Origin of the sequence: Sulfitobacter sp. M368 (assembly GCF_025141875.1) — a bacterium.
Classification (GTDB): Bacteria; Pseudomonadota; Alphaproteobacteria; order Rhodobacterales; family Rhodobacteraceae; genus Sulfitobacter; species Sulfitobacter mediterraneus_A.
Genome location: NZ_CP081113.1, coordinates 3,793,729 through 3,805,577, shown reverse-complemented (window position 1 = coordinate 3,805,577; position 11,849 = coordinate 3,793,729). Strand labels below are relative to the sequence as shown.

General features: G+C 56.7%; 18 protein-coding genes. 15 read left to right on the top strand and 3 right to left on the bottom strand.

Annotated features, from left to right (window positions below):
• Positions 1-465: a flagellar hook-length control protein FliK gene (locus K3754_RS18790; RefSeq protein WP_259939511.1), complete on the bottom strand. Its 465-nt coding sequence runs from the start codon at positions 463-465 to the stop codon at positions 1-3.
• A 1,624-nt stretch (positions 466-2,089) separates the two neighbouring features.
• Here K3754_RS18790 and K3754_RS18785 point away from each other — a divergent pair.
• From K3754_RS18785 to K3754_RS18760, 6 genes are all read left to right on the top strand, one after another.
• A complete protein-coding gene (locus K3754_RS18785) occupies positions 2,090-2,374 on the top strand; it encodes a rod-binding protein (RefSeq protein ID WP_203212252.1) in 285 nt (94 codons plus the stop codon).
• Positions 2,355-2,717 (top strand): flagellar biosynthesis protein FlgN, encoded by a 363-nt coding sequence (locus K3754_RS18780; protein WP_231024181.1) that lies wholly within the window; start codon positions 2,355-2,357, stop codon positions 2,715-2,717. Before K3754_RS18785 ends, K3754_RS18780 begins: the two co-directional genes overlap by 20 nt.
• Before the next feature lie 216 nt (positions 2,718-2,933).
• A complete protein-coding gene (locus K3754_RS18775) occupies positions 2,934-3,776 on the top strand; it encodes a flagellin (RefSeq protein WP_259939508.1) in 843 nt (280 codons plus the stop codon).
• A 73-nt stretch (positions 3,777-3,849) separates the two neighbouring features.
• Complete coding sequence (gene flaF, locus K3754_RS18770; protein ID WP_259939506.1) at positions 3,850-4,221, top strand: flagellar biosynthesis regulator FlaF; 372 nt, start codon at positions 3,850-3,852, stop codon at positions 4,219-4,221.
• Positions 4,218-4,622, top strand: coding sequence for a flagellar biosynthesis repressor FlbT (flbT, locus tag K3754_RS18765; protein ID WP_259939503.1), 405 nt, complete (start codon positions 4,218-4,220; stop codon positions 4,620-4,622). The genes flaF and flbT overlap by 4 nt, the downstream gene beginning before the upstream one ends.
• Positions 4,622-5,410: a DUF1217 domain-containing protein gene (locus K3754_RS18760; RefSeq protein ID WP_259939500.1), complete on the top strand. Its 789-nt coding sequence runs from the start codon at positions 4,622-4,624 to the stop codon at positions 5,408-5,410. The genes flbT and K3754_RS18760 overlap by 1 nt, the downstream gene beginning before the upstream one ends.
• Before the next feature lie 15 nt (positions 5,411-5,425).
• Here the strand turns inward: K3754_RS18760 and K3754_RS18755 are convergent, their stop codons facing one another.
• A complete protein-coding gene (locus K3754_RS18755; protein WP_259939498.1) occupies positions 5,426-6,763 on the bottom strand; it encodes a FliI/YscN family ATPase in 1,338 nt (445 codons plus the stop codon).
• A gap of 112 nt (positions 6,764-6,875) precedes the next feature.
• On the opposite strand from K3754_RS18755, the gene K3754_RS18750 reads away from it, so the two are divergent.
• The 9 genes from K3754_RS18750 to K3754_RS18710 are packed head-to-tail and all read left to right on the top strand — an operon-like array spanning position 6,876 to position 11,449.
• Positions 6,876-7,262: a FlgB family protein gene (locus tag K3754_RS18750; protein ID WP_259939488.1), complete on the top strand. Its 387-nt coding sequence runs from the start codon at positions 6,876-6,878 to the stop codon at positions 7,260-7,262.
• Positions 7,263-7,271: 9 nt separating this feature from the next.
• Complete coding sequence (gene flgC / locus K3754_RS18745; RefSeq protein ID WP_259939486.1) at positions 7,272-7,664, top strand: flagellar basal body rod protein FlgC; 393 nt, start codon at positions 7,272-7,274, stop codon at positions 7,662-7,664.
• A gap of 32 nt (positions 7,665-7,696) precedes the next feature.
• Positions 7,697-7,975: a flagellar hook-basal body complex protein FliE gene (fliE, locus tag K3754_RS18740; RefSeq protein WP_259939484.1), complete on the top strand. Its 279-nt coding sequence runs from the start codon at positions 7,697-7,699 to the stop codon at positions 7,973-7,975.
• Entirely contained in the window at positions 7,975-8,244 is a 270-nt protein-coding gene (locus K3754_RS18735; protein ID WP_259939482.1) for a flagellar biosynthetic protein FliQ, read from the top strand. The genes fliE and K3754_RS18735 overlap by 1 nt, the downstream gene beginning before the upstream one ends.
• 1 nt (position 8,245) lies before the next feature.
• Positions 8,246-8,956, top strand: a complete 711-nt coding sequence (locus tag K3754_RS18730) for a flagellar hook-basal body complex protein (RefSeq protein WP_259939480.1) — start codon at positions 8,246-8,248, stop codon at positions 8,954-8,956.
• A 26-nt stretch (positions 8,957-8,982) separates the two neighbouring features.
• Positions 8,983-9,768, top strand: a complete 786-nt coding sequence (gene flgG, locus K3754_RS18725; protein ID WP_259939478.1) for a flagellar basal-body rod protein FlgG — start codon at positions 8,983-8,985, stop codon at positions 9,766-9,768.
• Positions 9,768-10,196 carry a flagellar basal body P-ring formation chaperone FlgA gene (gene flgA, locus K3754_RS18720; RefSeq protein WP_259939475.1) on the top strand — a complete coding sequence of 143 codons (429 nt, stop codon included), beginning with the start codon at positions 9,768-9,770 and terminating at the stop codon, positions 10,194-10,196. The genes flgG and flgA overlap by 1 nt, the downstream gene beginning before the upstream one ends.
• Before the next feature lie 8 nt (positions 10,197-10,204).
• Entirely contained in the window at positions 10,205-10,930 is a 726-nt protein-coding gene (gene flgH / locus K3754_RS18715; RefSeq protein WP_259939472.1) for a flagellar basal body L-ring protein FlgH, read from the top strand.
• Between the two features lie 12 nt (positions 10,931-10,942).
• Complete coding sequence (locus K3754_RS18710; RefSeq protein ID WP_259943412.1) at positions 10,943-11,449, top strand: flagellar basal body-associated protein FliL; 507 nt, start codon at positions 10,943-10,945, stop codon at positions 11,447-11,449.
• Positions 11,450-11,463: 14 nt separating this feature from the next.
• On the opposite strand, the gene K3754_RS18705 is transcribed toward K3754_RS18710, so the two are convergent.
• Positions 11,464-11,841 (bottom strand): hypothetical protein, encoded by a 378-nt coding sequence (locus tag K3754_RS18705; RefSeq protein ID WP_259939470.1) that lies wholly within the window; start codon positions 11,839-11,841, stop codon positions 11,464-11,466.
• Between the last annotated feature and the right edge of the window lie 8 nt (positions 11,842-11,849).

Here is an 11,849-nt window from a genome sequence, read left to right as displayed (position 1 = left end):
CTATAGGCGCAAATCAAGACCACCTTCGCGGGGCAGCGTGGCGGGCGCGGGTGGTGTCTCAGCGGGCGCAAGCGGATCCGCAATCTCGCCCTGATGTTCGGGTGACTGGCCGTTGGACGGGTCTGCTTGATCCTGTGGCCCTTGTCCCCCGGCAAACGAGAATGCGACATCCTCAAACCCAAGCTTCAGAAACTCTTGATCCAAAATGCCAATGTGGCGGCGCAACAGGTCCATTGTTTCCGGCCTCTCTGCAGAGACATGCACAGCGATACCCGCCTCGGACGTGACCAGATGCAACTTGAGACGCCCCAACTCTTCAGGGTTCAAGCTGATCTCGACTGGTCGATTGGGAAGGGTCTTCACCACATCTACAATCTGCTGTGCGATGTGGTTTGCAAGCTCTGGTTTGGCTGCCGCGGGTGTAGCCGGGTTTGGCGCGGCTGTCACATCCGTTCGCGCTGCCATCCCAAACTCCACGCTTGAGGATGCCATATGACCATGGGCTGATCGTTGGTCAGTGAGAAACGTCGCCGAGGGCTGGGTCAGGGGCGGAACGCTGACCTGTGCCGAGGGCCGGACGGCGATTTTCGCCTGTTGTTGCATCGGTGCCGTTGGCTGGCTTTCGATTGTCCGGTGACTCTCCACAGCTCTTGAAACATGTGGCATTGGATTGAGGGGTGCTTGATACCCGCGCAACATCTGTTTGAGGGGCGCGCGGTTGGCCGGTTCGGTTTCGGCCGTCTTTGTTGTTGTCGTGCGGCGATGATCAGGAACAAGTCCTGCAACCGTGATGTTCTGAGCTGGCGTCGCAATTGGTACCCCCATGTTGGCGGTGATATGCGTAGAACTTGCGGTCAAAGCCGAAGCCGGTCGTGCACCTGTCGGCGCAGAGGGGTTGGTTTTGGGATGGATAGAAAAGTCGCTTCTGTCTGGTACTGGCCGAATTGGAGTATGGGTCTTGGGATGTGTGGCAAGCGGCATATCCCTGTCAGGGATTGGGGTTTGCGCGACGGCTTTTTCTGCATTGGACTTGGGCATGGCTGCAGCGATGCCTTGCTGTCGGATTTCGTGATAGGCAGGTGTCGAAGGCTCACGTAACTGCGCCGCCGCGGGCACAATCGGTGCCCGATTTGGCGTGAGGGCAGCCTGCTTGGGCTGAACAGTTTCGGCAGTATGGGCTGCGTTTGGTTGTTCAAGCTTAACTTGGATGTTTGCTGGATGTGCAAGCGGAACCGCCGTTTTCTGATGCGCGGCTGAAGGTTGGTCTACATTGACGGTGGCAGGGTTCGCCAGCGGAATTTCTGTTTCAGCCATTGCAGGCGGGGTCTGCAATCGCGGCAAAGGGTGCCTGATCGTCTGGACCGTTGCAGGCAGCATCTGCGCTGGCGGTGCCGGTTGATGGAAGGGCCCTTTCGCGTCGGGAGTATTCAGCGTTTCGGGTTGTGCATCGCCGCGCATCACGGCGGCGGATGGGTCTTTCGGTTGGACCACCGTCGTGCGGGCTGGAGCTAGAATAGGTGCCCGCAATTCGGTGCCGGTCCGCGCCGAAGGAGCGAGCGGTTTGGTCTGATGAACCGCAGCCCCTTCTTCGATATTGGGCTGCGAAGCTTTCATCACTTTTGCAGCAATTTCATCTTGTGGAGAGAGTGAAGCAGGATCGTGTTTTAACTTGGCCTGGTCCTCATTTTCGGCTTCTTGGGTGAATGTCCCTTCTCCGGCAATTGGAGGCGCCTCTGGATCATCAGCGGAATCAGACTGAGAGGTGATTACGTTTGTATCATTCTCGGTCAGAGCCATTTCGATGCTTTCTGGGACTGTTGGCTCCTCAGTAGGCATTAGCGTCCTGAACAGATCACCAAACGTGGCCCCGGCCCCGTCTGCCGGAACGTCAACAGGGGCAAGGTGGGTAAGTGGACCCTGCTTGGCGGATTCAGCCGTGCCTGTGCCTGTAAGTATACCCATCAACGATTGCATCGCATCCTCCGGAAGTTTCTGCCCGTGGCTGCTGGTATGCGCGATCCTCCTTACCTGTTGTTTACCGAAACAGCGGATAACCGAGAAATATACGCAGCAATTTAAGGATCACGCGATGCAAATCCTGCCATCCCATCAACCCCAGACTGCGGTCGAACGAGACCAGAAATTGCGTGCCGCAGCACATGATCTTGAAACGACGTTTTTGGCTGAAATGCTCAAATCTGCTGGCTTGGGGCAAACGCGCGGCGCCTTTGGCGGCGGTGCGGGAGAGGATCAGTTCGCGTCTTTTTTGCTACGTGAACAGGCCGCCGCAATGGTGCGCAGCGGAGGTATCGGACTAAGCGAAACGATTTTTGAATCCCTAAAGGAGAGAAACGATGCAACCCCAATTGACTGACCTTGCGCTGGAAGATCTGAGCACCCTGTTGGACGCAGAACGTGAGGCGCTTCTTGGCGGTGATCTTGAACGCCTTGCTGACATGTATTCAGCCAAAGAAGCCCTTATCGGATCGGTGAATGAACATCCGGAGAAACATGATCTGAGAACTCTCGAAGCACTGGACAGAAAAGTGCGCCGAAACCAGCTTTTGCTCGACGGGGCACTTGAGGGCATTCGCGAGGTCGCGCGCCGCATGGCAGCTCTACGCGAAACCAGGGGATCGCTTGAAACCTATGGCGCAGATGGTCGCAAGCACCGCATCGAGATGGATGCAGAAGCCTCAGTGGAAAAACGCGCCTGAGGGGCGGATTTGGGCGTTTGAATAAAAATCGGGGTACTCCGTCGCAGCGCATTCAGAAGGTATTAACGCTCCGGACGGCAAGTTGTCCCTGCATCCGAGGTCGGATGGCGCAGCCTCTTCATTAGGCGTTTGCACAGGTCAGAACGACATTTCGTCCAGCCCCAGGGGGGTGGGACCTCACGGACGCAAAGCGTCAATGACTGAAGGACTATGCTTATGTCGAGCATTCTTACAAACAACTCCGCGATGGTGGCCCTGCAAACGCTGCGGTCGATCAACAAAGATCTGGCGATGACGCAAAATGCGATCTCAACAGGTAAAGATATCGGATCCGCGAAAGACAATTCAGCAATCTGGGCGATCTCCAAGGTGATGGAATCGGACGTCGCCGGTTTTGAAGCCGTTTCAAACTCTCTGGCGGTGGGTGAATCCACAGTTGCAGTTGCATCTGCCGGTGCAGAACAGATCGTTGAAACACTCAAGGAGATGAAGCAACTCGCGGTCGCGGGCCAATCGGAAACCGCGGATTTCACAAAGATCAACGCGGATATGCTTGAGAAGATTGACCAAATCACCGCGATCACCAACGGATCCCAGTTCAACGGTGTGAACCTGCTCAAGGACGATATTGATGGCAATGGCGCAACCGCCCTGACGGTTGTGTCCTCTCTTGACCGGGTCGGCAACGCCTCCCCTACCGTAACAACGATTGATGTAGACACGGCGGATTTCACGACCAATCTGGATGCCACCAGCATCTCTGCCATTACAGATGCGACCGAGGCGGCAACAGCCTTTGGCGAGATCGAGGCCTTCTTGACCGTCGCTATCGACGGGGCTGCCGCACTTGGCGCCTCCGCTCAACGAATTGCCGATCAACGTGATTTCATCAGCAAGCTGAATGACGCGGTCAAATCCGGGATCGGTTCGTTGGTTGATGCGGACATGGAAGCAGCCTCGGCCCGGCTTCAGGCACTGCAAACCCAGCAGCAGCTGGGTGTTCAAGCACTGTCGATCGCCAACCAGGCACCTCAAACCATTCTCTCGCTCTTCCGGTAAGAGAACAGCGGAGGCGTGACATCGCGCCTCCGCATGCGCCTTTAATCCGATTTAAGAGCAGGCAGGACATCTCATGAACGCGACCGATCTGGCACAACGTGCCTACGCGCCCACAACTGCGCCAACGAAATCTCACCGCAGTGTCGAATACGAGGTCATCGCGCGGATCACATTCCGGCTAAAGCAGGCAATAGAGGCGGACAAATTTCCGAAGCTTTTGGAAGCTTTGCACGAGAACCGCAAACTGTGGCGCACACTTGCTGTTGAGGTGGCTGATGACAATAACCTTTTGCCGTCAGACCTGCGCGCACGAATTTTCTATCTGGCTGAGTTTACGGATATCCACACCAGCAAAGTAATTGCCAGGCAGGCGACACCCATTGCCTTGCTCGAAATCAACACTGCCATTCTGCGGGGGCTCAAGCAAACAGGGGCATCGACATGAGTGGTCTTGTCCTGAAGTTGAGTCCAAAAGAAAGAGTGCTGATCAACGGTGCTGTCATCGAAAACGGTGATCGCCGCAGCCGTCTGTCAATCAAGACACCAGATGCGCATATTTTGCGATTGCGCGATGCTATCCATCCCGAAGATGCCAAGACGCCCGTGCGCCGCGCCTGTTTTGCGGTCCAGCTGGTGTTGTCCGGGGACAGTGCACCCGATACGGCACAACACGGCTTGTTGCGGCAGATCGAGGAGCTTAGCCAGGTCTTCAAAGATCCGGACAGCCGGGGCATCCTGGCAGAGGCGAGCGAAAGCCTGATCGAGGGTCACCATTACCGAACCTTGAAAGCGCTGCGCAGTTTGCTGGCAAGGGAAGACCGCCTTTTGGCGATCCGGCCAAGCTGATGTTTCAGCCCGTGATCCCTGCGGCGGGTCTCGCCGGCTGGCGGTTCTTACAACGAACCTACGACAGTCAGTTTGAGGCCTTCACCAAATCGACAGCATTGCAGCGCGATACGGAGTATTTTCGCGAAAAGCTTGGCCAGGTTTCAACCGCTGATGACCTTGTTTCAGATCGCCGCTTGCTGGGTGTGGCGCTGGGGGCCTTTGGACTTCAGGACGATATCGACAATCGGTATTTCATCAAGAAAGTGTTGGAGGAGGGCACGGTAAGTGACGATGCACTCGCCAATAAGTTTGCGGACACCCGTTACAAGGAATTGTCAGAGGCGTTTGGTTTCGGACCTGGAGAGTTTCTCAAGACCGGTCAGGCAAGTTTTGCGGATGCGATCATTGCCCGCTTTGAAACCGGCAGTTTCGAAGTGGCTGCAGGGGCGCAAAATGACGCGATGCGCGTAGCGCTTTATGCGCAGCGCAGCCTGGAAGATATCGCGGGTGCAGATATTTCATTGGATTCAAAGTGGTTTACGGTGATGGGTGATCCGCCACTGCGCGAACTGTTTGAAAAGGCGCTGAATCTGCCATCAGCCATTGGGCAAATCGATATCGACCAGCAGCTTGAAATCTTTAAAGATCGCGCAGCGTCAGTTTTTGGATCAAATGATTTGAGCCTCTTTTCACAAGAAGATGCCCGTGAGGATGCGATCACCAAATACGTCCTGCGTGATCAGCTGAGCGGGTTTGGCGGGGGCATGTCTGGCCGTGCGATTGCGTTATCGCTGCTGCAAGGTTGATGGTCTGGTCGTGCCCTAAGGCTTGATTTGGCTTTTGCCTGGCAGCGTTCCTGAGACCAAGCCGCCGCGCCGCAATAGCAAGGCCAGCTTTTGAAAGCTTGCTTCGCAGTCTTGCGGATCCAGCCGTGCCAAAAACGCCTCGAGTTCGGGCCAAAGAGTGATGGCGCGGTCCACTTCTACATCACTGCCATGGGAGTAAAGCCCGGCCCGGATCATCATCGCGTTTTGGTCGTAGGTCGCGAGGGCGCTGCGTGCCTGCGCAAGGATTTCATTTTCATCAGTGGTTGCTGCGGCGGGCAAACTGCGCGAGACGGAGCGCAAGACGTCGATCGCGGGATATCGTCCCCGTTCCGCGATGTCTCTGTCCAGCACGATATGGCCGTCCAAAACCCCGCGCAGAATATCGGCAATGGGTTCTTCCATATCAGACCCTGCCACCAAGACCGAAAATACCGCGGTGATGTCGCCCTGTGTCTGCCCGCCAGGACCGGCCCGTTCACAAAGTGACATGATTTGATGCGCGGTGGACGGTGGATAGCCGCGCAGCACCGGCGCCTCCCCTGCCGCCACGGCCACTTCGCGGTGGGCTTCGGCAAAGCGGGTGATGGAATCGGCGAGCAGCAGGACGGATCGCCCCTGATCTCGAAAGTGCTCTGCCACGGCCATCGCTGTCCAACCACACCGTCGGCGCAGAAGCGGTGATTGATCCGATGTTGCCACAACGACCACGGCGCGTTTCTTTCCCTCTGGGCCCAACACGTCGTCCAGAAAATGCCGCAGCTCGCGACCACGTTCCCCGATCAATCCCACGACAACAACATCCGCCTGCATGTGACTGGCCAGATGCCCCAAAAGACTGCTTTTGCCAACGCCAGACCCGGCAAAAAGGCCAATCCGCTGCCCCTTCACAATCGGCAGAAATGTGTTGGTGATAGCCATGCCGGTGCTCAAGCGATCACCAAGCGGTTTTCGGGTTGCGGCAGCGGGCGGCTGGGCACGTAAATCCCGCAGCACTGCGCCGCGCAACAATGGGCGTCCATCAAGTGGTTGACCTGCGGGGTCAATCACCCGCCCGATCCAGCTCTCATCTGGTGCAAGTGTCGCGTTGATCTCCACTGTGGCGCGATCCTGAAGCGCAACGCCATCTGGCGCCCCTTCGGCAAGAACAACTGTGGTCCTATCCTGCAACTGAACAACTTCACCCAATAGCGGCGGATGGTTCTGTCGGGCAATTCGGATGGCGTCACCTATTCGCGCCACGTCGCCCAATCCGGAAACCCGGATCACCCCGGCTGTGACGTCAGTCACACGGCCAATAGGCCGCACGGCTTTCATGCTGTCAATTTGAGCCATCAATCCGGCTAGGCGTGCGGCGGTTGTCATAAGCATCCCTTGGTCAACGCTCACCCTTTCTAAAGGAATCACAGTTAAGCGTTGATTGAGATAGCCCGAGGGAGAAACCCGGATGTTCAAGAACCTTGACCTCTTTAGGATGTCATCTGCCATGGCGGCACATGCCGGCCAGAAACAGGCATTGACCGCACAAAATGTCGCGAACGCGGACACGCCGGGATACATCGCACGGGATCTGGCGGATTTTCGCACAACGTTTGATCCCGGATCAGGCGCCGCTCACCCCAAGGCAACACGTTCCAGTCATCTGCATGGTGTCTCAGCCATGAACGCCATGTCAGCACCACTAGTGGGCGATGGAAGAGAAACACCCAATGGCAACACGGTTTCGCTTGAAACTGAGATGCTCAAATCGGTTTCCGCAAAACGTCAACATGACCGCGCCTTGGCCATCTACAAAACCGCGTTGAGCGTGCTGCGCAGCACCATTCGCTCGTGAGGTCCAAAGATGAATGAATTTGCCAAAGCTCTTACTGTTTCGTCCAGCGGTCTGCGTGCGCAGGCGACCCGGTTGAGGCATCTGTCCGAGAATATCTCAAACGCGGACACGCCCGGTTACAGGCGGAAAACGATCTCGTTTGAAACCGCTTTGGCAGCAGGGCGCGGTGTTGCCCAAGTGACGGCAGGCCCAGTCAGGCTGGATCAGACCGAGCTGGAAAAGATCCATGACCCTGCGCACCCGCTGTCAGATGCATCGGGGCACTATCGCGGCTCAAACGTGGATCTGTTGATCGAACTGGCCGACGCCCGAGAGGCGCAGCGCAGCTATGAGGCGAACCTCAAAATGTTCGAACAAACCCGAAAGATGTCTACTGGCCTGCTGGAACTGCTGCGCCGTTGACCCCGATCTAAACCCGAAAAAGGAGATCCAGAATGGATATCAAGGGCCTTTCCGCCATCCAAAAGTATCAGGCTGCCCGGCCGGCAACAGAACCGGCCAACCCTATCGATGCGGCCAAAACTGTCATCCATGATTTTGCCACGACACTGGCAGTGGGGGAGCAAACCGCGAAAGACGCGATGATTGGCGACGCGGATCCACATGCATTGGTCACCGCACTTGCCCAGACAGAGCTGGCCGTCGAAACCGCAGTCACCGTTCGCAACAAGGTGGTCGAAGCCTACCAGGAAATTCTGCGGATGCCGGTCTGATGCTGAACGAGGTCATCTTCTTTGACACGATGCGGCAGGGGCTATGGGTCGCGCTGGTGGTGTCTTTGCCGATCTTGACCGTGGCTCTTTTGGCCGGGGTCAGCATTGGACTTGTGCAGGCGTTGACCTCCATCCAGGAAATGACCCTGACCTTTGTTCCGAAACTTGCGGCGATTGCCGCTGTTTTCTGGCTGTCCATGGGATTCATGACGCAGACATTGGTCTCGTTTTTCCATGAACGCATCATCCCACTGATCATCGGAGGATAGAATGGAGAACGCTGGTTACACCACGCTCACCCGTCAATCGGGTCTCGCCCGCGAGATGCAGATCGTAGCGAACAACATAGCCAACAGCGCAACAACAGGGTTTCGCGCGGAAGGTTTGATTTTTAGTGAATTTGTAAGGCCGTTAAGACAGGGCGCATCTTTGTCCATGGGCCAGGGCAATGTCAGGAACACCTCGTTCGTCCAAGGGGCGTTGACCAAAACAGGCGGCACATTTGATCTGGCGATTGAAGGCGACGGATATTTTCTGCTCGAAACACCAGGCGGGGAACGCCTGACGCGGGCCGGAGCTTTTTCTCCAAGCGCCGAAGGGGATCTCGTGACACCCGGCGGCTATCGGGTGTTGGACGCGGGCGGCGCGCCGATGTTTGTTCCGCCGGGTGTCAACATCACCGTGTCGAGTGACGGTACCTTGAGCGCGGGTGGAACGCCGCTTGGCCAGATCGGGATCGTGCGGCCCATAGATGCCGCACAGATGACCCGCGAGGACGGTGTGATGTTCGACAGCCCGTCCGGGTTCGAACCGGCGGGCACTGCGCGCGTCCTTCAAGGATTTGTCGAGAATTCGAACGTCAATGCTGTGAGCCAGTTGGCGCGAATGATCGAAGTGCAGCGGGCCTATGAATTGGGTCAAAGTTTCTTGGAAACCGAAGATGAACGGGTCCGGGCCGCCCTTAAGAGCCTGTCCACTTAATACCCAAAAGCCAAAGGAGACCGACAATGCGTGCGCTCAAGATCGCGGCCACAGGAATGTCTGCCCAACAGATGCGGGTTGAAACCATTTCCAACAATCTCGCCAACATGTCGACAACCGGCTACAACGCCCGCCGGGCAGAGTTTGCCGATCTTCACTATCAACAATTGGCCCGCGCCGGTGCGGTGAATGCCTCTGATGGAACGGTTCTACCAACGGGGATCCAGCTTGGCCTTGGCGTGCGCCCCGCAGCAGTATCCATGCATCTTGCCCAAGGCAGCCTCTCGGCCACCCAGGGCGATTTGGACATCGCCATTGACGGCCAGGGCTTTTTCGAGGTGCAGCTGCCCTCAGGCCAAACCGCCTATACCCGTGATGGTGGGCTGAAACGCACGGGTGAAGGGGTGATCGTCACGTCGGATGGATATCCGGTCGCGCCTGAAATTGTCATCCCGAACGATGCGCGAAGCCTCTCCATCAACGGCGAAGGCGAAGTTTATGCGTATTTCGAGGAAAACGCCGCAGGGCAGCTTCTGGGGCAATTCACGCTCACTGGCTTTTCCAATGCCAAAGGATTGGAAGCGCTCGGGAGCAATCTGTTCGTTGAAACCGAAGCCTCTGGCCCGGCACTTGTCTCAGCCCCCGGCCAGGATGGTCTGGGCAGGCTTCGCCAAGGCTACCTAGAGGACAGCTCTGTTGATGCGGTGCGCGAAATCACGGAACTGATCGAGGCGCAGCGCGGATATGAAATGAACGCAAAAGTCATCTCTGCCGCTGATCAAATGATGGGCGCCACCACGCAGGTGCGCTGATGACGATCACTGCTGCCTCTCTCACGCTCGTACTTATTCTCGTTGCAGACACATCTTTGGCTGACACGGTCGTCCCGGCGCGGCCAATCCGGGCACAATCCATTATTGCCGAAGCAGACCTGACCGTAAGGGCTGGCGATTTGGCAAATGGCTTCCAAAACACGGCGGCTGTCGCCGGTCAGGAGGCGCGTGTCGTGCTTTATCCTGGCAGGCCCATATTGATCGGAGATATCGGGCCACCCGCGATTGTGGCCCGAAACCAGATTGTCCAAATGCGCTATGAAAACAACGGTCTGCACATCGTGACCGAGGGCCGGGCACTGGATCGCGGCGCTGTTGGTGACCGGTTGCGCATCATGAATCTGTCTTCGCGGGCCACGCTGGTGGGCCGGGTGATGCAAGACGGCACCATCAAGGTTTCCCAATAGGAGTTGCTATGAAACTGCCCATGTCTTTGCTGTGCCTTGGTCTGTTGGCCGCCTGCGCCCGATCGGATCACATCGGCAAGGCGCCAAGTATGACTGCACCAGCGGAATCCCGCGAGCATTCGGCCATGATCACCTCTGCCTTGCCATTGCGGGTTGAGGAAAAGCGGGACGTAGACCATGCGTCGCTTTGGTCAGGGTCACGGCATTCGCTTTTGGGGGACCGGCGGGCGATGCAACAGGGTGACATCCTGACGGTCGTCATTGAGATTGACGAAAAAGCCGAGATTTCAAATGCCACCGATCGCTCGCGCAGCGGGTCTGAAACGCTGGGTATCGACGGTCTGGCGGGGCTTCCGCAACGGCTCGACCAGAAACTGCCTGAAGGGGCATCGTCGTCAGAACTTGTGGGCATCAATTCCGCCAGTTCCTCTTCGGGCGATGGCTCGGTGAAGCGCAAGGAAAAGCTAACCTTGCGTATCGCTGCAACAATCGTTGATGTCCTGCCCAACGGGGTTTTGTCGATTGCAGGATCGCAGGAATTGCGGGTCAACTTTGAACTGCGCGAATTGTTGGTGACCGGCTATGTGAGGCCCGCAGATGTTTCACGTCAAAATGAGATCACATACGACAAGATTGCATCAGCGCGCGTGTCCTACGGCGGACGTGGCCAGATCACAGATGTGCAGCAACCCCGCATTGGCCAGCAGGTGCTGGACGCTGTTTCACCATTCTAGGAGAGCATGACGATGAAGAAAATATTGCCTTTGGTTCTGCTTCTTATCGGATCCGGTGCAGGGGTAGGCGCGGGGATTTTTCTGCGCCCGGCTCCGGAGGAGCCATCTTTGGTAGATACAGTCGAACATGCGGAGAATGGAAAGGCCAAGCCGGCACATGCGCCGGAAAAAGACCCCGAGAACCCACCTGCGGAAATGGAATATGTAAAACTCAACAACCAGTTCGTGGTCCCGATCGTCAAAGATCAGATCGTGGTCGCATTGGTTGTCATGGCGTTGAGCATTGAAGTGCCTGAAGGCAACAAGGACGGTGTCTTTAAACGTGAACCGAAGTTGCGCGATTCATTCCTTCAGGTGTTGTTCGACCACGCAAATGTCGGTGGGTTTGACGGCGCATTTACTGAAGCCAACAATCTGGCATTGTTGCGGACCGCGTTGCGGGACGTCGCGCAAAAAGATCTGGGAGCCGATGTAGCATCGGATGTTTTGATCCTCGAAATTGCCCGTCAGGATTACTGACCCCGTTCACGACTTCAGCGAAAAAGACTGCTTTCAATCGCATGACCCAACTGCCGCTTTGCCGCGTCACCCTGGGCATTCGATTTGCAACGATCCAACAGTTGGCCGGCCACAACCAGTTTCCCATAGGCTTTGCGAACGGCTGACAGGTGCTGTTCTTTCACCGCAAGCACCCGCGCGAGTTCCATGTTGATCGCCGTTTTGGACCGCCCGACCCAGCCCAGCCACAGCACATCGGCTGCGATTGCACGCATATTGTGATTGTGTGAAAATTGTTCTCGGGCATGCGCGTCCAACCCATTCAGCCTTTCGATTTCGCCCCGCAACCGCGCTTCTTCGGCCAGCACGAGTTGAAAGCGCTGTTGCTGCTGCTGATAGGCGATTTTGGTCACGGAGTGCA